19 protein-coding genes and 1 pseudogene are annotated in these 23,740 nt (G+C 75.7%); 7 read left to right on the top strand and 13 right to left on the bottom strand.

All coding sequences use genetic code 11. The features are described from left to right. Positions 1 to 234: 234 nt before the first annotated feature. Positions 235 to 1,425, top strand: coding sequence for an MFS transporter (locus tag AB0469_RS30950; RefSeq protein WP_366454763.1), 1,191 nt, complete (start codon positions 235 to 237; stop codon positions 1,423 to 1,425). Positions 1,426 to 1,476: 51 nt separating this feature from the next. Here the strand turns inward: AB0469_RS30950 and AB0469_RS30945 are convergent, their stop codons facing one another. The 6 genes from AB0469_RS30945 to AB0469_RS30920 form a co-directional block, all read right to left on the bottom strand. Next, positions 1,477 to 2,355 (bottom strand): amino acid ABC transporter ATP-binding protein, encoded by an 879-nt coding sequence (locus AB0469_RS30945; RefSeq protein WP_366454762.1) that lies wholly within the window; start codon positions 2,353 to 2,355, stop codon positions 1,477 to 1,479. Between the two features lie 16 nt (positions 2,356 to 2,371). Further along, complete coding sequence (locus AB0469_RS30940; protein ID WP_366454761.1) at positions 2,372 to 3,172, bottom strand: amino acid ABC transporter permease; 801 nt, start codon at positions 3,170 to 3,172, stop codon at positions 2,372 to 2,374. Further along, complete coding sequence (locus AB0469_RS30935; protein ID WP_366454760.1) at positions 3,169 to 4,047, bottom strand: ABC transporter substrate-binding protein; 879 nt, start codon at positions 4,045 to 4,047, stop codon at positions 3,169 to 3,171. Before AB0469_RS30935 ends, AB0469_RS30940 begins: the two co-directional genes overlap by 4 nt. Before the next feature lie 148 nt (positions 4,048 to 4,195). Continuing rightward, positions 4,196 to 4,363: a hypothetical protein gene (locus AB0469_RS30930; protein ID WP_366454759.1), complete on the bottom strand. Its 168-nt coding sequence runs from the start codon at positions 4,361 to 4,363 to the stop codon at positions 4,196 to 4,198. 125 nt (positions 4,364 to 4,488) lie between these two features. After that, positions 4,489 to 8,022: a hypothetical protein gene (locus AB0469_RS30925; protein WP_366454758.1), complete on the bottom strand. Its 3,534-nt coding sequence runs from the start codon at positions 8,020 to 8,022 to the stop codon at positions 4,489 to 4,491. A gap of 67 nt (positions 8,023 to 8,089) precedes the next feature. After that, positions 8,090 to 8,749, bottom strand: a complete 660-nt coding sequence (locus AB0469_RS30920) for a DUF4360 domain-containing protein (protein ID WP_366454757.1) — start codon at positions 8,747 to 8,749, stop codon at positions 8,090 to 8,092. 257 nt (positions 8,750 to 9,006) lie between these two features. Between AB0469_RS30920 and AB0469_RS30915 the strand changes: the two genes are divergently transcribed. Continuing rightward, positions 9,007 to 9,951: a nucleoside hydrolase gene (locus AB0469_RS30915; protein WP_366454756.1), complete on the top strand. Its 945-nt coding sequence runs from the start codon at positions 9,007 to 9,009 to the stop codon at positions 9,949 to 9,951. Between the two features lie 14 nt (positions 9,952 to 9,965). On the opposite strand, the gene AB0469_RS30910 is transcribed toward AB0469_RS30915, so the two are convergent. After that, complete coding sequence (locus AB0469_RS30910; RefSeq protein ID WP_366454791.1) at positions 9,966 to 10,787, bottom strand: helix-turn-helix transcriptional regulator; 822 nt, start codon at positions 10,785 to 10,787, stop codon at positions 9,966 to 9,968. Between the two features lie 141 nt (positions 10,788 to 10,928). Here AB0469_RS30910 and AB0469_RS30905 point away from each other — a divergent pair, with 141 nt between their 5' ends. Further along, positions 10,929 to 12,344, top strand: a complete 1,416-nt coding sequence (locus tag AB0469_RS30905; RefSeq protein WP_366454755.1) for an MFS transporter — start codon at positions 10,929 to 10,931, stop codon at positions 12,342 to 12,344. A gap of 210 nt (positions 12,345 to 12,554) precedes the next feature. Here AB0469_RS30905 and AB0469_RS30900 read toward each other — a convergent pair. The 4 genes and pseudogenes from AB0469_RS30900 to AB0469_RS30885 all read right to left on the bottom strand — a co-directional run. Next, positions 12,555 to 13,292, bottom strand: a pseudogene (locus AB0469_RS30900) (IclR family transcriptional regulator C-terminal domain-containing protein); the annotation flags it as partial. An 893-nt stretch (positions 13,293 to 14,185) separates the two neighbouring features. Continuing rightward, the gene (locus AB0469_RS30895; protein ID WP_366454754.1) at positions 14,186 to 14,764 is read right to left on the bottom strand and encodes a sigma-70 family RNA polymerase sigma factor; all 579 of its coding nucleotides are present in this window, start codon (positions 14,762 to 14,764) and stop codon (positions 14,186 to 14,188) included. Positions 14,765 to 15,165: 401 nt separating this feature from the next. Further along, entirely contained in the window at positions 15,166 to 15,798 is a 633-nt protein-coding gene (locus AB0469_RS30890) for an NAD(P)H-dependent oxidoreductase (RefSeq protein WP_366454790.1), read from the bottom strand. A gap of 448 nt (positions 15,799 to 16,246) precedes the next feature. Next, complete coding sequence (locus AB0469_RS30885) at positions 16,247 to 17,161, bottom strand: hypothetical protein (protein WP_366454753.1); 915 nt, start codon at positions 17,159 to 17,161, stop codon at positions 16,247 to 16,249. 310 nt (positions 17,162 to 17,471) lie between these two features. On the opposite strand from AB0469_RS30885, the gene AB0469_RS30880 reads away from it, so the two are divergent. From AB0469_RS30880 to AB0469_RS30870, 3 genes are all read left to right on the top strand, one after another. Beyond that, positions 17,472 to 18,578, top strand: coding sequence for a mechanosensitive ion channel family protein (locus AB0469_RS30880; RefSeq protein WP_366454752.1), 1,107 nt, complete (start codon positions 17,472 to 17,474; stop codon positions 18,576 to 18,578). 105 nt (positions 18,579 to 18,683) lie between these two features. After that, entirely contained in the window at positions 18,684 to 19,220 is a 537-nt protein-coding gene (locus AB0469_RS30875) for a hypothetical protein (protein ID WP_366454751.1), read from the top strand. A gap of 145 nt (positions 19,221 to 19,365) precedes the next feature. Next, positions 19,366 to 20,892, top strand: coding sequence for a glutamate synthase subunit beta (locus AB0469_RS30870; protein WP_366454750.1), 1,527 nt, complete (start codon positions 19,366 to 19,368; stop codon positions 20,890 to 20,892). 52 nt (positions 20,893 to 20,944) lie between these two features. Here the strand turns inward: AB0469_RS30870 and AB0469_RS30865 are convergent, their stop codons facing one another. Then, positions 20,945 to 21,403, bottom strand: coding sequence for a hypothetical protein (locus AB0469_RS30865; protein ID WP_366454749.1), 459 nt, complete (start codon positions 21,401 to 21,403; stop codon positions 20,945 to 20,947). Positions 21,404 to 21,620: 217 nt separating this feature from the next. Here AB0469_RS30865 and AB0469_RS30860 point away from each other — a divergent pair, with 217 nt between their 5' ends. Continuing rightward, entirely contained in the window at positions 21,621 to 22,535 is a 915-nt protein-coding gene (locus tag AB0469_RS30860) for an alpha/beta hydrolase (protein ID WP_366454748.1), read from the top strand. On the opposite strand, the gene AB0469_RS30855 is transcribed toward AB0469_RS30860, so the two are convergent. Beyond that, the gene (locus AB0469_RS30855) at positions 22,525 to 23,712 is read right to left on the bottom strand and encodes a cation diffusion facilitator family transporter (RefSeq protein WP_366454747.1); all 1,188 of its coding nucleotides are present in this window, start codon (positions 23,710 to 23,712) and stop codon (positions 22,525 to 22,527) included. The genes AB0469_RS30860 and AB0469_RS30855 overlap by 11 nt on opposite strands. Positions 23,713 to 23,740 lie beyond the last annotated feature (28 nt).

The following is a 23,740-nucleotide window of genomic DNA, read 5'->3' as shown; positions in this document are numbered from 1 at the left end:
GCCCCGGCAGAGGACCGCCGCACCCGCGTCGGAGCGGCGATGGAGTGCGTACGCCATCCGCCCCGCGTCTCCGTCGTTACGGTGCCAGCGCCGGCCGCAGCCGGACTCGACCCCGGCTCGCACCCCGCCGGAGGTCCGCTGGAGAACCACGCGCCCGTCGGGTCGGCCACCGGTCCCTCCCGTGCAGCCGTGCCTGAGCGGTCCGGGGCGGGGGGCGGGGTTACCGTCGGCGGCATGGACGGTGACCGCCGCGGATGGCGCCAGTGTTTGCTCGCCGGGGCGGTGTTCGCCGTGTGCATGACCGGCACCACGCTGCCCACCCCGCTCTACGGGATGTACCAGGAGAAGTTCTCCTTCTCCGAGCTGACCGTGACGGTCGTCTACGCGGTGTACGCCTTCGCGGTCATCGGGGTCCTGCTGCTGGCGGGGGACGCCTCGGACACGGTCGGCAGGCGGCCGGTGCTGCTCGCCGGCCTGGGGTGTGCGGCGGGAAGCGCCGTCTGCTTCCTGGCGGCCACCGGACTGCCCTGGCTGTACGCGGGCCGGCTGCTGTCGGGGCTCTCCGCCGGGCTGTTCACCGGCGCCGCCACGGCCTACGTCCTCGAACTGGCCCCCGAGCGGGGGAAGGGCCGGGCCACGTTCGTCGCGACGGCCGCCAACATGGGCGGCCTCGGCTGCGGCCCGCTGCTCGCGGGGCTGCTCGCGCAGTACGCCCCCTGGCCCCTGTACCTGCCGTTCGCCGTCCACCTGGCCCTGGTGGCCGGGTCGGCCGCCGTGGTGCTGGGACTGCCGGAGACCGTCCGGGAGCGGGGCCCGCTCCGGGCCGTACGGCCGCAGCGTCCCGGCCTGCCCGCCCCGGTGCGCCCGGTGTTCGGGCCGGCGGCGATCGCGTCCTTCGTGGGCTTCGCGCTCTTCGGGGTGTTCACCTCGGTCAGCCCGGCCTTCCTCGCGCAGTCGCTCGACGTGCACAGCCACGCCGTCGGCGGCCTGATCGTCGCGCTGGCCTTCTTCTCCTCCACCGCCGGACAGCTGGCCGTCGGCCGCGTCGGGGTGGGGCGCTCGCTGCCGCTGGGCTGCGCCGGGCTGCTGGGCGGGCTGGCGCTGCTCGCGGGCGCGCTGCACTGGGATCTCCTGATCCTGGTGGCACTGAGCGCGCTGGTCGGTGGCTGCGGGCAGGGGCTGGCCTTCCGCGGGGCGCTGTCCGCGGTGGCCGGGGCCTCTCCGGAGGACCGGCGCGCCGCGGTGATCTCGGCTCTGTTCGTGGTGGCGTACTGCGGCATCTCGGTGCCGGTGATCGGGGTGGGGCTGCTGGTGGGTCCGATCGGGCTGGAGGGCGCGGGGCTGGTGTTCATCGCGTGCATGGCCGTCCTGGTCTCGGCCGCCGGCGCCTACCTGCTCCGGCGGCCGGTACGGACGGGGGCCTGAGGGACGGGGCGAAGAACGACCGGGGGGACGGGCCGAGGAGCGGGTGCCGCGTCAGCCGCCGGTGTGCGGGCCGCCTTCCCCGCCGTCCGCCGGGGGACCGCCGCCGTCCCCGGCGCCCGGTGCCGCCCCGGCGCCCGGTGCCTCGACGGCCGCCGGGTCCAGCACGCGGTTGAGGAAGTCGCGGGTCCGCTCCTGGACCGGCCGGGTCACCACCTGCTCCGCCGCGCCCTGTTCCACGATGACCCCGCCGTCCATGAACACGACCCGGTCGGCGACCTCGCGCGCGAAGCTCATCTCGTGGGTGACGACCATCATCGTCATCCCCTCCCCCGCGAGCACCCGCATCACCGACAGCACCTCGCCGACGAGTTCGGGGTCGAGCGCCGAGGTGGGCTCGTCGAAGAGCATCACCTCCGGCCCCATCGACAGGGCCCGGGCGATCGCCACGCGCTGCTGCTGCCCGCCGGAGAGCTGGGCCGGGAAGGCGTCCGCCTTCCCGGCGAGGCCGACGCGCTCCAGGTTCTCGCGGGCGACGGCGGCCGCCTCGGCCTTGCGGCGGCCCAGCACCCGGCGCTGCGGGAGGGTGAGGTTCCCGGTGACGCTCACGTGCGGGAAGAGGTTGAACTGCTGGAAGACCATGCCGATGCGGCGGCGCGCGGCGTCGATGTCGACGTCGGGGTCGGTGAGCTCGGTCCCGCCGACGAAGACCTGGCCCCGGCTCGGCTCCTCCAGCAGGTTCACGCAGCGCAGCAGGGTGGACTTGCCCGAGCCCGACGGCCCGATGACGCACACCACCTCGCCGCGGGCGACGTCGAGGTCGATGCCGCGCAGGACGTGGTTGTCCCCGAAGGACTTGTGCAGCCCCCGGATCTCGATCTCCGCCTGGTCCGCGCCCAAGGTGTCCGCCGCCGTTCCGTTCGTCCCTGACATCGTGTCCCCCTCCTCCTCACGTGGCCTTGTCCGCACGGGACTCCAGGCGGCGCACCACGAAGCTCAGCGGCACCGTCACCAGGAGGTAGCACAGGCCCGCGACCAGGATCGGGGTGGAGTTCGCGGTCTCGCTCGCGAGGTCCCGGCCGTACTTGGTCAGTTCCCGCTCCTCCAGCGTGACGCCCAGGAACAGCACCAGCGAGGAGTCCTTGAACAGCAGGACCAGCTCGTTGGTGAGCGGCGGGATGACGATGCGGAAGGCCTGCGGGATGATCACGGACACCATGGCGCGGCCGTGGGAGAAGCCCAGCGAGCGGGCCGCCTCCATCTGCCCCCTGGGGACGGCCTGGATGCCGGCGCGAATCGTTTCCGCCATGTAGGCGGCCGCGACCAGGCCGAGGCCCAGCGCGACCTTCCCGTACGTTCCGCCGGGGATCTCGGTGCCCGGGAACGCCAGCGGCACCGCGACCCCGACGAAGATGAAGATGAGCAGGGCGGGCAGGCCGCGGAAGAGCTCGATGTAGACGCCGGCGACCCAGCGGTAGGGGGCCACCGACGACAGCCTCATCATGGCGACGACCAGCCCGAGCACCAGGCCGAACGCGAACCCGGAGAAGGTGTACACCACCGTGTTGCGCAGGGCGATGGTGAGGATGTCCGGGAAGAGGCGCAGGACCAGGTCCTTCTGCGCGAACTGGTTGCGCAGCCGGTCCCAGTCGGCCAGGACGGCCACCACGACCAGCACCGCCACGAACACCGCGTACTGGACGCCCTGCCAGACCCGGCGCCGCTGGCGCCGGGTCAGCCGGGAGGTCACGACGCCGACTGGGGCATCGGGCCGATCCACTGCTCGTAGAGCTTCTTGTAGGTGCCGTCGGCCTTGGCGGTGGTGATGGCCTTGTCGATCGCGGCGAGGAGGGCCGCGTTGCCCTTCTTCACGGAGAACCCGTACTGCTCCCCGGTGTCGATGTTCTGTCCGAGGACGAACTCGGAGGTGTTCGCCTTGTCCTTGAGCCAGCCCTGGACGACCGGGTAGTCGATGACGACCGCGTCGACCTGGCCGGTGCGCAGGCCGTTGAGGACCGCGTCCGAGCTCTCGAAGGCGACGGGGTTGAAGCCCTGGCTCTTGGCGTAGCTCTCGCCGGTGGTCCCGGCCTGGGCGCCGAGCCTGGCCGACTTCGCCTTGACGTCGGCGAGGGTGGTGATGCCGCTCTTCCTGGTCGCCAGCAGGGCCTGGGTGGCGTCGAAGTAGGGGACGGAGAAGTCGACGTTCTTCTTGCGCTCGTCGGTGATGGTCATGCCGGCCGCGGCGAGGTCGCACTGGCCGGAGTTCAGGAACGCCCCGGTCTTGAAGTTCTCGAACGGGGTGTCGAGGATCTTCTGCTCGACCTTGAGGTCCTTGGCGACGAGGTCGATCAGGGCCACGTCGAAGCCGACGACCTTGCCGTTCTGCTCGAACTGGAAGGGCGGGTAGGGAAGATGGGTGCAGGTGGTGAGCTTGCCCTTCTCGACGACGGGCACGCCGCCGGCCGCCTCCCCCGGCCCGCTCTCGCCGGAGGAGGAACAGCCGGAGACGAGGAACGCGCCCGCCGCGGCGGCGGCGCAGGCCGCCCCCCGGAGGCCGGAGCGGCCGCGCGGGCCGCGGCGGCTGCTGGTGCGCTGACTGCGGTGTCCTTCGGCCGTGCGGAACACGGTTGACCTCCACGGGTGCAGGGCGGGCGGCGGTCGCGGGACGGGACCGTCCGATCGAGATCGTAAGCCCCGGCGGTACGCGGCGGCGGGTGATTCGCGATGCGGCGGGTCCGCGGACGGGCCCGGGGGCCGGCCCCCGCCGGCCGCGTCAGCGCGAGGGCCGGTGGGGCTTGCCCGCGGGTGCCGGCGCGGGCGGGCCGGCGGGCTCCCCGAGGGCCTCGGCGTCCTCCGTGTCCTCCAGGCCGGGGAAGCGGTAGGGGTCGAGTGCCCAGCGGGGCGTGCGGGACGACAGTGCGTACGTCGGTGCGGTGTCCATCGAACCTCCCGAATGCGGTTACCGGCTGTGATGAGTAACTACTCTGCGCATCCGGTTGCGGGTGGCTGCGACTCCCACCCGAACGCCCCCAAGGGCATTTCTTCACATCGCGTGCACATCGGCCCTCAGGACAGGAGCGCGGAGACCGGCGACACCGGGTCCCAGTGGGGGTCGCGGCCCGCCAGCCGGGCCACGGCCCGGTCCCAGACGCCCGGGTCGGCGGCCAGGCGGCTCCCGACGAGGGCGCCGAGTCCGGTCAGGGCCGCGCCGGCCTGCGGCGGGGCGTCCGCACGGCGGGCGGCCGCGTTCAGGTAGGCGAGGATCCGCGCGGCCGGCGCCGCCGTGTGCAGCAGGTCGTCCCCGGTCAGGCCGCCCGACGCCAGCAGACCGTCGAGCTGGGTGGCGGGCGGGCAGTGGTGGAGGCCGGCCAGGCCGTACCGCGCACGGGCCCGGGTGGCCCCGGGCCCGTCGGGCAGACCGTCCGGGCCGGGCTCGGGCAGCAGTGCGGCGTACCGGATCCGCAGACCGGCCGGGGCGCTGGGAAGGTTGACCAGGAACCCCCAGTGGGGGATCGGCTCCTCCTCGTGCGCCCCGGCCAGCGCCTCCCAGTCGACGGCGCCGGGCGTCGACAGGACGGTGGCCGTGGTCTTCCAGTGGCCGGTGCTCCGGCGCAGCCGGGTGAGGAGCTTGGCGGGGGCCAGTTCGCGGGCGACGCGGGTCCGGATCACGGCGGCCGGGTCGGCCGATCCCAGCGCCTTGACGCAGAGCGCGGTGGCCGCCCGGCCGAGCCGGTCCCCGCCGGCGAGGGCGGTGAGGCGGGCGGCTCCCCCGTGTTCGAGCAGGTTGAGGCAGCCCACCGCCTGCTCGGTGAAGCCCAGTTCGGCGCCCTGGCGGGCGAAGGCCTCCTCGATCAGGGCGGGTTCGCTCGAGCGCAGCCAGAGGGCGCCCCCGGGCAGCGGGGCGGAGGGGTCGGACCGCAGCTCGGCCGACAGCCGTGCGGCGGTGCGGCCATGGGGGCGGGCGACGATACGGCCGGCCAGGTGGGAGGTGGTGCCGTTGCGCAACAGGGTGAGGTCCACGTCGGGATCGTCGAGGTCGACCAGCAGCTCCTTGGCGTCGTCGGCGAGCCACCGCGCCTGGGACGCGAGGACGCGCAGGGCCTGGGGATCGCGTCCCGCGAGCAGCCGGCCGAACAGGACGCGCGGGGTCCGGTCGTGGCGCAGCAGGTACGCCGCGAGCAGCCAGGGCCCGTCCGGCCCGAGGCGGGGCAGGACCGCGTCCACGACGTCGCCGTCGGCCAGGCACAGCAGGGTGCCCACGGGCCAGGCCCAGCGCCTGTTGCCGCTCCGCAGCAGCCGCAGCGCCTCGTCCGGCGTGCTCGGCGGGCTGCTCCACGCGCCCTCTGCGGGAGGGTCGCAGGGCAGGTGGCCTGCGGGCGGCGCGCCGGCGGAACGGGACCGTTCGAGGAGTTCCGCCCAGCTGGGGCCGCCCTCGTCGGTGGGCCGGTCCAGGCCGGCGGCGTGCGCGGCCGTGTGCGCCAGCCGGAGCCAGCGGTCGGGGTCGGTGCCCAGTGCGGCGCGCAGCAGGCGGGCGAGGGCCGCCCGCCAGGCCGTGGCGAAGGCCAGGCGGCGCCAGTCGTGGGGCAGGAGGAGCATGCCGCGCGCCGGGAGCAGGCCGAGCAGTTCGTCGGCGGGGAGCAGGCCCTGGGTGTAGGCCTCTTCGGTGAGCCGGGCGCTGCTGCCCCAGCTGCGGGGGCGCTCCGCGCGGACCTCCTCGGGGGCGGGGGCGGTGTGCCAGGCGCCGTGGGGCGGCTCGACTCCGGCGTCCGCGCAGGCCCGGGCGAGCCATCCGGGGGTGGCGAGGCCGGGGGCGTCCTCCTGCCGGTGGTGCGCGAGGAAGGCCAGGGTGGCGGGGTCCGCGGGCAGCGGGGTCCCGGCGGGGGCGAGGCAGTACAGCAGGTCGAGGGCGGCGAGGGCGGCCCGCTCGTGGTGGGTGCGCGGGGAGTGCGGGGGCTGCCCGGTCCGGTCGGCGGGGGCGTCCGCCGCCGGGGGTTCCGCCGCCCCGGGCTCCGCGGACTCCGCGGACTCCGCCGGTGCGGCCCGGCCGGCCAGGGCGATCAGTTCGCCCAGGGTGCCCCGGTGTCCGGGCAGGCCGGCGTCCAGGGCGGCCCACGCCTCGGGGCGGTCGCCGAGGTGGGTGCCGGTGAGGGTGCGCAGTTCGTCCACGGCGGTGCCGGTGAGCAGGCTCCGCTCGGTGAGCCGGGCCAGGGCGGCCACCGCGTGCACGGCGGGGCGTGCGGTGCGGATCAGCTCGACCGGGTCCAGCAGCCCCGCTGCGGCCATGCCCTCCGCCCACTCGGCCGCCGAGTCGTCGAGCTGCTCCCGGGCCAGGCGCAGCTCGGGCGCCCGCGTGTTGCCGGCGCGCCGGCCGGCCACGCGCCAGGGCTCGTTGAGGACGCTGAGCCGGAACACCAGGCGCTGGGCGTCGTCCGCCGCCTCGTGCCGGGCGAGTTCCTCGCAGGCCCTGGGCATGAACGGGGTCGTGGCGTGCGCCTCGGCGAGGGCCCGCATGTCATGGGCGTAGGGCTCGGACAGCAGCGCGGCGAGGGAGCTCGTGCCCCGGGTGCCGGCCAGCAGTCCGGGCAGCCGGGAGGGGTCCTCGTAGGGTTCGCCGCCCTCGCGCAGGCTGCGCAGCCCGTTGCCCGAGCCGTCCTCCACGGCCAGGGCCTTGAAGGCGGCGTCGAGGACGGGGGTGGTCAGGTGGCGCAGGACGTCCGGGCCGTCGAGCAGGGCGGCGAGCGCCTCCCGTCCGGCGGCCTCCCATATGCGGATCAGTGCGTACCGCTGGGCGGCGCCGCGGACCTGCCGGGTGCTCAGCGCGCGCAGCATGAGCTCCGGGTCGCCGGAGACGAGCAGGGGGGCGAGCCAGGTGCCCGGGGGCAGCCGGGTGGGGTCGGTCAGTTCCGCGCGCAGGCCCTCGTCCATCGGGAACTGCGCGAGCCGCCCGGCGACGGTGCGGCGCAGCGACGGGGTGCAGCGCGGGTTGCGGTAGACGGCGGCCGCGACCGCGGCGTCCCCCACGGCGAGCAGCCGGGCCAGTACCCGTGCGTCGAGCCGGGGGTGCCCGGCGAGGGCCGCCCGGGCGGCCGGGTCGCCGTGCTCCGTGACCGCGGTGACGAGCACCGGGCCGGGGAGCGGGCCGCCCCCGAGCAACGCGTCCCGGGTGCGGGCGGGCAGGACGGCCAGAGCGGCCGCGGCCCACTCGGGCCGGGCGTGCTCCAGCAGCAGGGCCAGGGTGGTGTGGACGCTGCGGGGCACGGGCCGGCGGACCTCGCCGGGCGCGGCGGGCGGTGCGGGCGGCGGTACGTCGGCCAGCAGTGCGTGCAGGGTGCCGCGGTGGCCGGCGAGCGCGTCGTGCACGCCGAGCCACCGGTCGGTGCGGTCCGCGAGCAGCTCGGCCACCCACCCGCGCAGCCGCTGCGCGGTGTCGCCGTCCGCCCCGCCGGCGGCCGCGACGCCCGCGGCGGCGGTGCGCGCGGGGCGGGCCTCCTCGACCACCCGGAGGGCGGCGCCGGGCGCGGCTCCGTCCGCTGCGGGGCGGGGTGGTGCCAGGGCGGCGCGCACCGCCCGGGAGGCCTGGATGCTCTGCGGGTTGCTCATGACGCCATGCTAGGGAGCGGGTCCGACAGCCCCGCTCCCCCGGTCCGCGTCGGTCAGGCTGCGGGGGTCAGCGGCGCTGGGGACAGTGCTTCCAGGAGAAGTGGTACCTGGTGTTGATGCTGCCGTCGGTGGAGTCCATCGCGATGAAGCTGGTGGCGGCCGGGGACGAGGTGCCGGCCTGGGTGAGCAGCTCGGTGTTGATGTTCAGGTTCCGCTTCGCCCCGCAGGGGTGGAAGACGAGGGCCTCGACGGGGACGGCGTCGGTGACCTGCCAGTTGTTCTGGAACGGGCCGCGCAGCGCGTGGCTGCGGCTGACGGTCTGGGACATGCCCTGGAAGTAGTAGCTGGCCTTCTGGGTGGCGGTGGCGCCCTGTTGGACGCTGGCGAAGCCGCGGTAGTCGGCCTGGGTGACGGCGTAGGTGTAGCCCTGCGGGACGTTGAGGCTGAGTCCCAGCTGGCAGTTCTTGCGGAAGTCGGTCGGACCGGCGCCGGGGCCCACCACGGCCGTGTAGTCGCTGTACGTCACGGTGAAGGCCGTGTTGTCCGGGGCGACGGCCACGGCGGCGGTGCCGGGGCGGCAGCCCGAGCCGTTGGCCTGGACCACGTCGATGGTGATCTGCTCCGGGGGTGCGAAGGACGGGCCGCCGGTGGCGGCTCCCGCCGGCGGCGTGAGAGCGGCGGCGGCGAGCGCGGCGGCCGCGCCGGCGGTGAACACCGTTCTGAACATGGAAGGTCCTTCCGATCGCTGCGGTGCGTGACCGGCTCGAACCGTTCCACACTCCCCGGGCCCGTCGGCGCAGGCGCGGCAGGCTCCGTCACCGGAGCGGCGGCCGGGCCACCCGGCCGGGGGAATCGTGCGACCGCCGGCCCGGTGGACGGGTACGCGCCACCGGGTCCGGGCGTTTTGGCGCACAAGTGGCGGCCCGCGCGGCCCCGCCGGGGCAGACTGGGCGGGCCAGCGGCCCCCACCGGGAGGAACTGCCCGTGCCCGTCCCGATCATCATCGACTGCGACCCCGGACACGACGACGCCCTCGCGATCATGCTGGCGGCGGCCGATCCCGCGGTCGAGCTGCTCGCCATCACCACGGTCGCCGGGAACCAGACCGTGGACAAGACCACCCTCAACGCCCGCCGGGTGTGCACCGTCGCCGGGATCACGGACGTGCCCATCGCCGCCGGGTGCGGACGTCCGCTGCTCCAGCCGCTGTCGGTCGCCGACGACGTGCACGGCGCATCCGGCCTGGACGGCCCGCGGTTCCCGGAGCCCTCGGTCGACGTGGTGCCGGAGCACGCGGTGGAGCTGATCCACCGGATCCTCATGGAGCACCCGGAGCCGGTGACGCTGGTGCCCACCGCCCCGCTCACCAACATCGCCCTGCTGCTGACCCGCTACCCCGAGTGCGCCGCCCGGATCCGCGAGATCGTGCTCATGGGGGGTTCGACGGAGCGCGGCAACCGGACCCCTGCGGCCGAGTTCAACGTGTACACCGATCCGGAGGCCGCGGACATCGTCCTGCGCAGCGGCGTGCCGGTGACCCTGTGCGGGCTCAACGTCACCCACCAGGCCCTGGCCACCCCGGAGATCGTGGCGCGCTTCGAGGGGCTGGGCACGGAACTCGGCGCCGTCTGCGCCGGGTTGCTGACCTTCTTCGCCTCCACGTACCACCGTCTGTGGGGCATGCCCCACCCGCCGCTGCACGACCCCGTCGCGGTGGCCCGCGTCATCGATCCCTCGATCGTGGACTGCGTGGACGCGCACGTCGCGGTGGAGCTGCGGGGCACCCACACGCGCGGCGCCACCGTCGTGGACCCGCACGGCTACCTGGGCCTGCCCGCGAACGCGCGCGTCGCGGTCTCCCTGGACCGGGAGGCGTTCTGGGACCGCATGGTCGGCGCGGTGGCCGCCCTCGGCGCCCGCACGGCGTGAAGCGGCCGCGGACCCTATCCCGCGACCGGGTACATGAGCCCGCGGCGGCCCTCCGGCGAGGTCAGCCACTCCAGCTTCTCGGCCGTGTCCGTGCCCGGCAGCGGGGTGTGCAGCACGATCGCCAGGTCGGGGCGCGCCGGGACGCGCAGCTGGGTCGACTCCACGTACAGGGTGCCGACGACGGGGTGCTCCATCTGCTTGCGGAGCTGGCCGCCGGGCCGGATCTCCTGACGGTCCCACAACTCCGTGAAACGGGGGCTGAGTTCCCGCGCCTGCTCCAGGACGGCCCGGAAGCCCTCGTCCTCGGGGCGCTCGGAGCAGGCCGCCCGGAACTGGGCCACGACCTCGACGGCGATCTCCTCCCAGTGCGGGGAGCGGGCCATGTAGACGGGGTCGGTGAAGAAGGCGACCAGGCAGTTCTGCACGATCTCCGGCCGCATCCCCAGGACCAGCGCGGCCGCGTCGTTGTACATCACCGTGTTCCAGTAGGTGTCCATGATGTGCGCGGGGAAGGGCATCCAGGCGTCGATGAGCCGCTGCAGGCCCTGGCACATGTCCCGGTCGCCGGGGGCCACTTCGAGGGCCGGCGGGTTGAGCCCGGCGAGGACGTAGAGGTGCCGGCGTTCGGCGCTGGTCAGCTTGAGCACGCGGCTCACCGCGTCGAGGACCTGCCCGGACACCGTGATGTCGCGCCCCTGTTCCAGCCACTGGTACCAGGACGCCCCGACCCCGGCGAGGACGGCGACCTCCTCGCGGCGCAGCCCCGGCGTGCGGCGGCGGGCCCCGCCGTCCGGCAGGCCGGCTTCCGCCGGGGAGATCCTGGCACGCCGGCTCATCAGGAACTCCCGCAGTTCCGTACGGCGGTTCCGGTCGATCGGTGTGGCCACGCGTTCCCCCTGTCCGGCTGCCTGGTGGTGGCGCCAACAGGATAAGTTGCCACTCTTCACGGTCGTTCCCGGGCCGCGAGGGTGGTGGCCATGACGACAGACACCCGGACCCCCGAGGTCACCGGGCCGCGCACGGCGGCCCCCGAGGACGCCCGGCTCTCCGGCCGGGCCCGGCTGGTCCTCTTCGTGCTCTGCGCCGCCCAGTTCATGGTGGCGCTCGACTTCTCCGTCCTCAACGTGGCCCTGCCGGCGCTGGGCAGGGACCTGGACCTGAGCCCGTCCGCCCTCCAGTGGGCGGTCACCGCGTTCACCCTGCCGTCCGGCGGGTTCCTGCTCCTCTTCAGCCGGATCGGCGACCTGTACGGCCGCAAGAAGCTGTTCCTGGCCGGTCTCGCGCTCTTCGGCGGGGCCTCGCTGCTCGCCACCCTGGCCTGGAACCCGGCGGCCTTCCTGACCGCGCGGGCCCTGCAGGGCCTGGGGGCGGCCGCCGTCGTGCCGGCCGGCATGTCCCTGCTGACCACGACCTTCCCCGAGGGCCCGCAGCGCGACCGGGCGCTCGGCATCTCCGGCACGCTGCTGTCCCTGGGCTTCACCGTCGGCATGGTCCTCGGCGGGGTCATGACCGACACCCTCGGCTGGCGCTCGACGATGGCCCTGCTCGCGGTCGCCGCGCTCGTCGTGCTGGTCCTCGCCCCCGCGCTGCTGGCCGAGTCCCGCACCCCGGAGCGGCCGCGCCTGGACGTGCCGGGCGCCGTCACCGTCACCACGGGGCTGCTCGCGCTGATCTACGCCCTGTCGACGGCGGCCGACCGCGGGTTCGGCGGGGCGGACGTCCGGGCGGCCCTCGTGGCCGGGCTGGTGCTGCTGGCCGTCTTCACGGTGGTGGAGGCGAAGTCCCCGGCCCCGCTGGTCTCGCTGCCGATGCTCAGGCGGCGCACCGTGGCCTGGGGCAACGCCGGCGGGCTGGTGACCTTCTCGATGATGTCGACGGTCGTGTTCGTGCTCACCCTGTACCTCCAGGAGACGCTGCGGCTGTCCTCCTTCCTGACCGGTCTGGTCTTCGGTGTCCAGGGCGTCGCCTCGGCCCTCGCCGGTTCGCTGGTCCCCCGGGTGATCGGCCGCTTCGGCGCCCGCCGCACCCTCGTGGGCTCCCTCGCGGGGCAGGGGCTGTTCACCGCGGCGCTGCTGGCCGTGGGTCCGGACTCGGGCGCGCTGGTGGCGACCGTCGCCGTGTCGCTGGGCAGCGTGTGCCACCTGGGCGCGATCATCTCGTACGGGCTGACCGCGACGAGCGGGGTGCCCGACGCGGAACAGGGCCTGGCCACCGGCCTGGTCACCACCACCCAGCAGGTCGGCCTCACCGTCGGGATCCCGCTGCTGGGCGTCCTGGCCACGACGCGGGCCCCGCTCTTCGACGGGGTGCGCACCGTTCTGGCGGTGGACGCGGCCCTGGTGGTCGGCGCGGCCCTGCTGGTGGCCGTCGGCCTGGGGCGCCGCAGGGCCTGAGCCGTACGAGCGGGGCCCGGTCCGGGGTGTCCGGCCCGGGCCCGCTCGGCTCTGCGCCCGCCCCGACCCTGCGGGCGGGCGGTCCGGTCAGACGGTCGTGGACAGGAACGTGCCCGCCCGGCGGGGCGCCGCGGCCGGTTCGGGCGGGCGCCGGCGCGTCCCGCGGGGCTGGAACGCGGGGCGGACCGGGGTGGGGTGGGTACTGCCCGCGACGATCAGGGCCAGTAAGACCGCGGCGGCCTCGCTCTGCAGGATCCGGGCGGCCTGCCGCAGCCGCGCCGGGTCGGCGGCTGGGATGGACAGCGCCACGCACTCGGCGTTCGGACCCGAGGTGATCGGTACGGCCGCGCAGACCGTGCCGACCGCGTACTCCTGGAAGTCGAGCAGGGGGGTGTTGGGCCGGCGGGTGTCGAGCTGGTGGAAGAGGGCCGCCTGGCTGGTGACGGTGTGGGAGGTGAAGCGGGACATCTCGTGCCGGGCGAGGTGGTCCTTGCGGTCGTCGTAGTCGAGCTGGGTCAGCAGGGCCTTTCCGACGGCGGAGGCGTGCGCGGCTGCGCGGAAGTCGACCCATTCGTGGACGGCGGGTGCGCTCGGCCCGTCGGCGTACTGGGTGATGGAGACCTCGCCGTCGGTGTAGCGGGCGACGTACACGGCCGCGCCGACCGCGTCCCGTACCCAGGCCAGGGTCTCGCGCAGCTGCCCCCGGCCCTCTGCGCCGGCCGCGTCGGCCAGCAGCAGGGCGTGGCCCGCGACGTAGGCGTCCGGCCCGGTGGGGGTGGCGAGGTTGGCGCGGACGAGCTGCTCCGTGGCCCGGGCGAGGAGCAGCTGCGGCAGTTTCGTCTCGCGGGCGATCTGGGTGAGGCTGACCCCGCCCGAGTAGCGGTTGACGACCTCCAGGACGCGCAGCGCCTGGTGGACGGAGGCCAGTGCGCCGGTCGCCGGACGCACGTCGGGGGTCTTGCGGGCGGCGTGGGTCAGCCGAGGCTGCCTGAGGGCGTCCAGGGCCCAGGCGTTCGCCTCCTCCGTCAGGTGCACGGGGTTGAGGCGGGCGTGCCGTGCGACGGCGACGGCGACCGGTGGGCTCGGTGTGATGATGTCGCCCAGCTCCGGGTGCTCCTTGCGGGGGCGCGCCGCAACGGCCTGGCGCAGCCGCGCCGGCAGCCGGTACGGGGGCCGGCCGGCCCGGCCGGGGCTGAAGGGGGTGAGGTCCCGGGTGCTGATCGGCGGGGAGGTCCAGATGACCGAGGCGCCCAGGGTCTCCTCCAGGTCCTCCGGGATCCGGGGCATGGGCGGCAGGTGCTCCTCGGCGGGCAGGACGCGGGCCTGGTGCTTCCAGTGGCGGGCCGTGCGGACCTCGGCGCGGGCCAGGTGGTGGAGGTAGAGGCACTGGGCGGCGGTGCGCGATCCCGCGCCGGCGGCGTACTGGAACCAGAACTGCGCGGCCTCCAGCCGGTCCGTCAGGTGCAGCAGGCAGCCGAACAGCAGGGCCGAGTCCACGCCGTGGGGCCAGGACCGGGCGTGCAGGGCGAGCTCCGCGAAGTCCCGGCTCTCGGCCAGGGACCAGGTCAGGTCGTCCAGGCAGCGCGCGGCCCGCACGTGGCAGGCGGCGTCCAGCACCAGGTCGTCCCAGGCGGCCGCCGCGGCCTCCTGCCTGCGGGCCGCGTCCGCCTCCGCGGGGGTGCCGAGCGCCGAGCGGGCACGGTCGGCGGCGATGCGCCGGGCGACGCGGCGCCGGGCGGCCCCCTCGTCGTAGCCGGCGTACTCCTCGGCGAGCACCGCCGCGTCCTCCAGGGCCGCGTCCAGTTCGCGCAGCGGCATGTCACGGTCAGCGGGCATGTCGCTCACTGGTCCTTCTCCTCTCCGGGGATCCAGTCCACCCCGAGCTTGCGGGACAGGGTTCGGCGTGCGCCGCGGACGTGCGACCGGACGGTCGCGGGGGAGATCCCCATCATCCGGGCGACCGTGTCGGAGTCGTTGCCCAGCAGGAACGCCAGCAGCACCACGTCGTACTGCCGCTCGGACAGTTCGGCGATCGCCGCGTACAGGCCGAGCTTCGACTCCAGCAGTTCGAGCCGCTCCCTGGAGGAGCGGCGCAGGGCCGAGAACCATGCCGTCTCCACCATGGCGACCTGGCGCCCGAGGGCCGCCAGGCGCCGTTCCACGTGTTCGCGCAGCACCGCCCACGCGAAGCCGTGGAGGCTCGCTTCCTTGAGCGCCTGGCGCCACACCTTCAGCAGGAAGGTGAACACGTCGTCGACGACTTCCTCGGCGTCCTTGGCGTTGCCCAGTTGCAGGTGGGCGTAGCGCAGGTACGCGCGGTGCTGCTGGGAGTGGAACGCGGTGAAGTCCACCGGGAGCACGCCCACCAGTTCGCTGGAGACCGTCTGGTCCCCCGATGGATCGAACTCGCCCTCACTCATGTGTTCCCCCACCGTTGTTCGTCGCCGCCCGTGCGGGCGGTGGGTGGCCGCGGGTGCCTGCGCACCCTGGTCGCATCGGTCGTGAGGCCCGCTCTCGGGTGGGAGCGGACCGCGGTGGCGTCTATCAGTACGAGGGCGGCGGTCCGTTCAGCGTTCACGTCGGCGTGGAACCTTCCCAGTGGCTGGTGAGTGGCGGCCGCCTGCCCCCGTGTCCGGCAGCCGTGGAGCGACAGGCTCCCCCCAACACCACCCCATCGGAAAAGGGGCCCGATCGTGCAGACCGGCGTCGGAAATCTTCGGGAAGCGTCGCATCCGCCCCGGCGCGCGCCCCCCGTACAACAGCGCACGCCCCGCGTCCGGGTGGAGGCGGGGCGTGCGTCGGCGGACGGGCGCGGGGCGGCTCAGTCCTGGGCGCGGCCGGTGAGCGGTGCGTCGGTCCGGTCGCCGAGGAACTCGTACCAGCGGCGCTGCAGGCACAGGTAGCGGGTGTCGGCCTCGGCGAGGTCCAGGAAGGAGCCGACGGTCGACGCCAGCCGTTCCCCGAGGCCCCGGTCGGCGAGGGCGCCGTCCTCGGTGAACTCCTGGTGGGCCGCCGCGAGGCTGAACATGTCGGGGTAGACCCGTGCGCCGAGGTGTTCCAGCGGGACGCGCAGGGCCCACAGACCGCGGTTGCCGCCCACCATGGACGGGGAGGCGGAGACCAGCAGGACCTGCTTGTCCTTGAAGGGCTGCGGCCGGCCCCGCGAGACCCAGTCGATGGCGTTCTTGACCGGTCCGGGGACGGAGGCGTTGTACTCGGGCGAGGCGATGACGACGGCCTGCGCCGCCTCGATCCGCTCGCGCAGCGCCAGGGCTCCCGGGGGCATGCCGTCGTCGGCCTCGACGTCCCCGTCGTACAGCGGCATCGGGAAGTCCCCGAGCAGCGCGGGCTCGGCGGTGGCCCCCGAGCGCACCACCAGGCCGGCGACGAGCGCCGCCAGACGGGCGTTGACCGAGCCGGTACGGGAGGACCCGGAGAGCACGAACACGTGCATCGAGGCACGGCCGGCGGGCTGCCCGTCGTGCGGACGGGCCGGATCCGTGGGGAAGTGGGCCTGGTCGTTCGAGGTCACGGCGGTCTCCCTTGCCGGTGCGCGCCCCCGGCGCCGGAGGCTGAGGTTCCCAGCGGACTGTACGGGCGGGCGGACCGCACCGGCCGGGACCGCGCGCGCGTCCGTGCGCACGTCACCCGGCTGCCACGGGCGCGCCGCCCGGCGGTGCGCGGCCGCCCGCGACCGTGGCGGCGCCCGTACCGCGGCGGTCGCGGCGGCGCTGCCACGGTCGCGGGGTGGCCGCCCCCTCCCCCCGGCCGGGCGGCACCTCGGCAGGGGCGACCACCGCCCGCGGCCGTGGCGGCGCCGCCGCGACCGCCGGGCCGGGAAGGGGGGAGGGCCACCGCCCGCTCCCGGGGCCGGGGCCGGCGGGAGCGGGCGGTTCAGCCGGCTACCACCAGATGACGACGTAGCCGGCGCCGCCCGGCCCTCCGGCCGTGCCCGGGGCGACGGGGGTGCCTCCCTCGCCGCCGTCACCACCGTCCGCGGTGCCCGCGGGACGGCCGACGATGCCGTCGGGGGCGGTGCCTCCGTCGGCCGCCGTGCCGTCGCCGCCGGGAAGGTTCACCCCGCCCGTGGAGCACGAGCCGTTGCCGCCGGTCCCCGGGGTGCCCCGGGCGCCGTCGGCGTCCGCCGTGCCGTTCCCGCCGGCGCCGCCGCCGGTCCCGCCGGTGGCGGCGAGGAGCAGGGTGTTGGTGGCCGAGGCGACCAGGGTCGAGGCGCCGCCCGCCCCGCCGGTGGCACCCCGGGCGCCCGCCGCTCCCGCGCCGCCGACGTCCACGCCGTAGTCGGTGAGCGGGACGACCCGGAGGGTGCACCAGGTGAATCCGCCGGCGCCCCCGCCCCCGCCCCGGCCGCCCGCGTGGGAGGTGGAGGCCCCGCCGCCGCCCCCGCCCCCGCCGCCCGCGCCCCAGGCCTGGACGAACACGGAGGTGACGCCGGCCGGCGGGGTGAAGGTGTTGTCGGAGGTGAACTGCCGCAGTCCGTGCGCCACCGGCGCCGGCTTCTTCTTCTGCGGGTGCTCGCCCTTGTCCTGCTCGCGGCCCCGGTCGTCGTCCCGGTCGCGGTCCGGGCCCGGGTCGCGGCCCCGGTCGCCGGCCGGGGGCTGCTGCTCGGCCGGGGTCCGCGGTCCGCCCGGGGAGGCCGGTGCCGGGTTCCGGTCCGAGGGCTCGGGGCCGGCCGCGGTCGCGGCCGGAGCCGTCGCGACCAGGTGGCCGGTGAGGGCCGCCGCGGCGGCGAGGGAGGCGAGCAGGACCCGGGTGCGTGCCCGGGAGCGGCCGGTCTCCTTGTGCGCGTGGAGGTTCATGACTGCACATCCCACCGGCCCCGGCGGGGGCGGGTGGTCCGGCGGGGCCGGGGGTGTGGGCCGGGCAGGTGAGGAGTTCGCCGGGCCGGAGCAACTGCCCCGCGGGGGTACGGGCGGCTCCCCGGGGGTGGCGGGGCGTCCGCTCCCCCGGCCCCGCTGCGGGGCCCGGGGGCGCATGGGGCAGGATGACACTCCGTTCGGAATATGTACGTCCGCTCGAACGAGCGCCCGCACAACGCGACCTGACAGGTGACATGGTGACGACACGACACATACGGCGGCCGGCCCTCGCGCGAGCGGAGGCCGTGCGTTGACCCGGGACCTCGTGGTGCACGACTGGGTGGTGGCCGCGATCGCGCTGGCCTCGGGCGGAGCGGCCGGGCTGCTCCTGCGCGCCCTGCTGAAGTGGCTCGCCAAGCACGCGGAGCGGACCAAGTGGACCGGCGACGACATCATCGTCGACGCCCTGCGGACCCTCGCCCCGTGGGCGGCGGTCATCGCGGGCGCGGCGGTGGCGGCGACGGCGCTGCCCCTCACGGCGCGGGTCGGGAACATCGTCAACCAGTCGCTGACCGCCCTGCTCATCATCTTCGCCACGTTCACGGCGGCCCGGGTCATCGCGGGGCTGGTCCAGTCCGTGGCCCAGTCCCGGACCGGGGTGGCCGCGTCCGCGACCATCTTCGTGAACATCACGCGGATCGTGGTCCTCACGATGGGCGTGCTGGTCGCGCTGGAGACCGTCGGGGTGTCCATCGCACCGCTGGTCACGGCCCTGGGCGTCGGCGGTCTGGCGGTCGCGCTGGCGCTCCAGGACACCCTGGCCAACCTCTTCGCGGGGGTGCACATCCTCGCCTCGAAGACCGTGCAGCCGGGTGACTACATCCGGCTCAGCAGCGGTGAGGAGGGCTACGTCGTCGACATCAACTGGCGCAACAGCGTGGTGCGCAACCTGTCGAACAACCTGGTCATCATCCCCAACGGGCGGCTGGCCCGGACGAACATGACCAACTTCACCCAGCCCGAGCAGAAGCTGTCGCTCCTGGTCCAGGCGGGGGTCGGGTACGAGAGCGACCTCGAGCACGTGGAGCGGGTGACGCTGGAAGTGGTGGACACCGTGATGGCCGACATCACGGGCGGGGTCCCCGACCACGAGGGCAAGGTCCGCTTCCACACCTTCGGGGACTCCCGGATCAACTTCACCGTGATCCTGGGCGTGGGCGAGTTCAGCGACCAGTACCGGATCAAGCACGAGTTCATCAAGCGCCTGCACCAGCGCTTCCGCGAGGAGGGCATCTCCATCCCCGCTCCCACGCGCACGGTCTCCTTCCGCCCGGAGGAGGACCCGCGCACGGTCCTCTCCGCGCCGGTCCCGCACCAGCGCGACGCCTCGTCGTCGGCGCTCCTGACGGACCGGTAGCCGCCGGCCGCGGCGCCGATGGTCACGATGGGGTGAAGGCCCCGGGACGACCGGACGTGCGTTCCTATGCTGTTGCTCCTTTGACCGGTTCCAGAGGATCGACTCGTGATGGGGGTACGGATGTACGGCGCGGACAGGGGCGGGGCCATCGGGAACGGCCGCACGGGCGGGCAGTGGGCGGGCCGGATACGGCTCGCGCTCGTCGGTCTGGTGGCGGCGGGGGTCGCCGTCGCGTGCGGGCCCGCCGGGGGCGCGGGCGGGCCGGCCGTGCCGCCCGCGTCCTCGGCGGCGCCGACGACGGCCGCGCCGTCGCCGACGGCCTCCCCCACGCCGACGCCCTCCCCGTCGGCGACCGCGTCGGCGCCGCCGAGCCCCTCGGCCACCGGCGCCGTCCCCGACGCGAAGGCCCCCTCCGAGGCCGCCGCCCCCACGCGGGCCGCCTCCCGGCCCGCCCCGCAGCCGACGACGCGGGCGGCGGAGGAGCCCGCGAAGGCCTCCTGCGAGATCGTCTCGAACGCCGGCAACTGCTACAGCGCCGGCCAGTACTGCCGCAAGGCCGACGTGGGCCGCATCACGCACGCCGCGAACGGCCGCCTGATCTCCTGCCGCCAGGACGGCGGACAGCCGCGCTGGGGCTACTGAGGCCCGCCCGCCCGGGGCGGGCCGCCGGGACCGGGTGCCGGTTCGCCCGGGCGGCGTAATCTGGGGGAAAGGTGGCATACGGCGCGCTCCCGGCGCGCCGTACCGCGCCTCTCACCCTCTCGCACCCGGGCCAGGGAGGCGGCGCGTGACCGATCCTTTCGGCTTCCTCAGGATCCCCCGCAGGGCGGTGCCGCCGCGGCCCGTCGAGGAGCGGCTCGGGGACTGGCGCGAGGTGTACGCGGGACAGGCGCTGCTCCCGCTCGTCCGCGAGCAGGCCGACCGCTGCATGGACTGCGGTGTCCCGTTCTGCCACACCGGCTGCCCGCTGGGGAACCTGATACCGGAGTGGAACGCCTACGCCGCCCGCTCCGACTGGCGCGGCGCCTACGAGCGGCTGCACGCGACGAACAACTTCCCCGAGTTCACCGGCCGGCTCTGTCCGGCGCCCTGCGAGGACGCATGCGTCCTGGCGATCAACGCCGATCCGGTGACCATCAAGAACGTCGAGCAGACCATCGCGGACGAGGGGCGGCGGCGCGGCTGGATGGCCCCGCGCCCGCCGGAGCGGCGCGGCGGGAGGTCCGTGGGCGTGATCGGCTCCGGCCCCGCGGGGCTCGCCGCGGCCCAGCAGCTGACCCGGGCGGGGTACCGGGTCGTCGTCCACGAGCGGGCCGACCGGATCGGGGGCCTGCTCCGCTACGGGATCCCCGAGTTCAAGATGGAGAAGTCGCACCTCGACCGCCGGATCGAGCAGATGCGGGGCGAGGGCACCTCGTTCGTCACGGGCTCGGACGTCGGCGGCGCGGAACCGGCGGACGGGCTGCGCGGCCGCTATGACGCCCTGGTCGTGGCGGTCGGCGCCGGGGAGCGCCGGGAGCTGCCCGTCCCGGGGCGCTCGCTCGGCGGGATCCACCAGGCCATGGACTATCTCACCTGCGCCAACCGGGTGTGCGAGGGCGAGTTCCCGGTGTCGCCGGTGACGGCCGACGGCGCCCACGTGGTCGTCGTCGGCGGCGGCGACACGGGCTCGGACTGCCTGGGCACGGCCCTGCGGCAGGGCGCGCTGTCGGTGGTCCAGCTGGACATCAACCCCGAACCGGGGCCCGACCGCGCCGAGGGCGAGCCCTGGCCGGTGCACCCGAAGGTGTACCGGATCTCCCACGCGCACGAGGAGGCCCGCGGCCGCGCGGGACGCGACCCCCGGCTGTTCTCCAGCGCCACGCTGTGTTTCGAGGGCGACGCCCTCGGCCGGGTGCGGGCGCTGCGGCTGACCGCCGTGGAGCCCGGGGAGCGCCGGCCCCTGGCGGGCAGCGAGCAGGTGATCGAGGCCGGGCTGGTCCTGCTCGCGCTGGGCTTCTCCGGCCCCGAGCGGGCCGGCGGCCTGCGCGAGCAGCTGGGGCTGGAGTACGACGGGCGCGGCAACTTCGCGCGGGACGCGCACTTCGCCGCCGTCGGCCGGGCCCCGGGCGTGTTCGTCGCCGGGGACGCGGGGCGGGGGCAGTCGCTCGTGGTGTGGGCGATCGCGGAGGGCCGCTCGGCGGCCTCGGCGGTGGACCGCTACCTGACCGGTTCCACCGTGCTGCCGGCCCCGGTCGCGGCGCACGACCGGCCCATGACGGCCCTGGGCCGCCTGCGGTACGGACCCGATCAGGACGCTCCGCCGGAGGCGTAGGGGGTCACCGGAGTCCCGGGCCCGTCCCGCCCGGGCGGGACGGCGGGAGGGTTCAGCCGTCGGTCGGGAAGACCGTCGGAGGGGTCAGGGAGGGGTGCGGCCTGGAGCGGGCGCCGTCGCAGAGCAGGGTGATCACGATCTGCGCGGTGGGCGCCCCGGCCGCGGCGGGGCCGGTGAGCCGGGTGCTCGCCGTCCAGTCGGCCTTGCGGAGGCTGAGCACGCCGTCCGGGTGCTGTTGCGCCTCCTGCCAGCCGTGTCCGCTGCGGGCCCGTGCGAAGCCGGCCCGCAGCGCCGCGTCGGCGCCCGCCGCGGGGTACTCGGCCGCCAGCACCTCGTGGCACTCGATCGGGCTCGTGTCCCGGGGCGCCCGGCGCACCGCGACCCCCTCCTCGGCCATGGCCGCCGTCAGGTCGGCGACCGCCTGCTCCGCGCCCAGCGGCGGGCCCGAGTACCGCTCCGGCAGCGGGCCCAGGTCCTGGAAGGGGCCCCCGCAGGCCGTCGCCGTCGCCATGGCCAGTACCACCAGGGCCCGGCGCCCCGCCCCCACCCGCATGCCCCGCCCGCCTCTCGCATCCCGCGTCCACGCACCGGCAGTCTCGCACCCCGGTCGGGGCGGTCCCGCGAGGGGGTCGCCAGCCCGTGGGAGCGGCGCGACGCCTCCGGCGACGGGCCGGGACACGCGGCGCCGGAGCGGCCCCTGCGGCACCCGCGGCGTGTACAACCGGTGCATGACAGCGGTGAGCGAGCAGAGGGCCGTGGACGTCGGCCCGTCGGGCATCGAGGTCGCCTACGAGCGCTTCGGCGACCCGCAGGCGCCCCCCGTGCTGCTGGTGATGGGCCTCGCCCTCCAGATGCACGGCTGGCCCGACGGGTTCTGCGCCGAGCTGACCGGGCGCGGACTGCAGGTGATCCGGTTCGACAACCGGGACTGCGGCCTGTCCTCGCACTTCCACGACGCGCCGCTGCCCGACGTGCCGGCGGCCCATCGAGGCGACCTGTCGTCGGCTTCCTACGACCTGTCCGACATGGCGGCCGACACGGTGGGCCTGCTGGACGCGCTGGGCCTGGCGGGCGCCCACGTCGTCGGCATGTCGCTGGGCGGGGCGATCGGGCAGACGATGGCGATCGAACACCCCGGCCGGGTCCGGTCGCTGACCTCCCTGATGTCCACGACCGGCGCCCCCGGCGTCGGGCGTCCGGACCCCGGGGTGCTGGGGGTGCTCGCGGGGCCGCCGCCCACGAGCCGCGAGGAGGTCATCGAGCGGACGGTCCGGGCGGTACGGGTCATGGGCTCGCCCGCGTTCGCCTGCGACGAGGCCGCGCTGCGCGAGCGCGCCGCCCGCGCCTTCGACCGCGACTACGACCCCCTCGGCGTCGGCCGCCAGGCCGTCGCCTCGCTCGCCTCGGGCGACCGGACGGCCCGGCTGGACACGGTACGGGTGCCCGCGCTGGTGATCCACGGCGCCGCGGACCCGGTGTGCGACGTCAGCGGCGGGCGGGCCACGGCCGCGGCCGTACCGGGCGCCGAACTCGCCGTCTTCGAGGGCATGGGGCACGACCTCCCCCGGGAGCTGTGGCCGCGGATCGCCTCGCTGATCGCCGCCCTGGTGGCGCGTGCCGAGCGGGCCCCGGTCAGCGGCTGACCGGGGCCCGTCCGGGGTGGGCGCCGGCGTGGTCGGTGTGGACGGTCGCGGCGGCCATCCGGGGGAGCGCACGGATCAGGGCTCCCTCCGCCGCCACCGCCAGCCCGTGTGCCTGGACGACCGTCAGGTGCGGGCCGACCACGATGTCGGCCTCGGCGCGCAGGGCGTGGCCGATCCAGCGCATGCGCAGCTGACCGACGTCCAGGACCCCCTCCACCCCGCGCAGCGCGCGCTCGGCGGTGTCGACGAGGGCGGGGTCCACGGAGTCCATCAGGCGGCGGCAGACCTCGCGGGCGGCGCTCCCGAGGACCAGCAGGACGGGGAGCGTGATCAGCAGGCCGACGACGGGGTCGGCGGCGGGCCGGCCGAGCGCGGAGCCAGCCGCGCCCAACAGGACGGCCAGGGAGGTGAACCCGTCGGTGCGGGCGTGCAGGCCGTCGGCGACCAGGGCCGCGGAGCCGATCCTGCGGCCGGTGCGGATGCGGTGGCGGGCGACCCATTCGTTGCCGGCGAACCCGGTGACCGCCGCCGCGGCGACGGCCCACAGGTGGGTGACCTCCCGGGGCTCCAGGAGCCGCTCCACCGCCGCCAGCGCGGCGAGGGCCGCGGACGCGGCGATGACGGCCACGACGCACACGCCCGCGAGGTCCTCGGCGCGCCCGTAGCCGTAGGTGTAGCGGCGGTTCGCGGCCCGCCGGCCGAGGAGGAAGGCGAGGCCCAGCGGTACGGCGGTCAGGGCGTCGGCGGCGTTGTGGACGGTGTCGCCGAGCAGGGCCACGGAACCGGACAGGGCGGCGATCAGGGCCTGGACGACCGCGGTCGCGCCCAGGACGGCGAGGGAGGTCCACAGGGTGCGCATGCCCTCGCGGGAGGCCTCCATCACCGCGTCGACCTTGTCGGCGGCCTCGTGGCGGTGGGGGGTGAGCAGGTGCCCGAGGCGGTGGCGCAGCCGGGCCGCCGGGCCGCTGCCGTGGTGGTCCCCGTGGTGGGCGTGACCGCTGCCGTGGTGGCCGGGCGGGCGGCCCGCGTGCGGATGGCCGTCCGCGTCGGCGCCGTGCGGGTGGCGGTCGTCGGGGCGGCGGTCGCGGGGGCGGCGGGGGTCGTGCCCGCGGGTGCCGTCCTGCGGGTGGCGGTCGTCGTGGGGGTGGGTGCCGTCGGTGCTCCGGTTGCCCTCCATGGGTCCACCGTGGCACAGGGAACGCCTT

Source organism: Streptomyces sp. NPDC093801 (genome assembly GCF_040701585.1).
GTDB lineage: Bacteria > Actinomycetota > Actinomycetes > Streptomycetales > Streptomycetaceae > Streptomyces.
Note: the sequence above shows the minus strand (reverse complement) of the source record. Positions and strands in the feature narration are given on the sequence as shown.

Bases quoted from the DNA above. Each gene is read 5' to 3' on its own strand.
- AB0469_RS30910 (WP_366454791.1), bottom strand. From the start codon at position 10,787: ATGAGCCGGCGTGCCAGGATCTCCCCGGCGGAAGCCGGCCTGCCGGAC.
- AB0469_RS30865 (WP_366454749.1), bottom strand. From the start codon at position 21,403: ATGGCGACGGCGACGGCCTGCGGGGGCCCCTTCCAGGACCTGGGCCCG.
- AB0469_RS30920 (WP_366454757.1), bottom strand. From the start codon at position 8,749: ATGTTCAGAACGGTGTTCACCGCCGGCGCGGCCGCCGCGCTCGCCGCC.
- AB0469_RS30950 (WP_366454763.1), top strand. From the start codon at position 235: ATGGACGGTGACCGCCGCGGATGGCGCCAGTGTTTGCTCGCCGGGGCG.
- AB0469_RS30855 (WP_366454747.1), bottom strand. From the start codon at position 23,712: ATGGAGGGCAACCGGAGCACCGACGGCACCCACCCCCACGACGACCGC.
- AB0469_RS30890 (WP_366454790.1), bottom strand. From the start codon at position 15,798: ATGCACGTGTTCGTGCTCTCCGGGTCCTCCCGTACCGGCTCGGTCAAC.
- AB0469_RS30905 (WP_366454755.1), top strand. From the start codon at position 10,929: ATGACGACAGACACCCGGACCCCCGAGGTCACCGGGCCGCGCACGGCG.
- AB0469_RS30930 (WP_366454759.1), bottom strand. From the start codon at position 4,363: ATGGACACCGCACCGACGTACGCACTGTCGTCCCGCACGCCCCGCTGG.
- AB0469_RS30925 (WP_366454758.1), bottom strand. From the start codon at position 8,022: ATGAGCAACCCGCAGAGCATCCAGGCCTCCCGGGCGGTGCGCGCCGCC.
- AB0469_RS30945 (WP_366454762.1), bottom strand. From the start codon at position 2,355: ATGTCAGGGACGAACGGAACGGCGGCGGACACCTTGGGCGCGGACCAG.
- AB0469_RS30860 (WP_366454748.1), top strand. From the start codon at position 21,621: ATGACAGCGGTGAGCGAGCAGAGGGCCGTGGACGTCGGCCCGTCGGGC.
- AB0469_RS30885 (WP_366454753.1), bottom strand. From the start codon at position 17,161: ATGAACCTCCACGCGCACAAGGAGACCGGCCGCTCCCGGGCACGCACC.
- AB0469_RS30895 (WP_366454754.1), bottom strand. From the start codon at position 14,764: ATGAGTGAGGGCGAGTTCGATCCATCGGGGGACCAGACGGTCTCCAGC.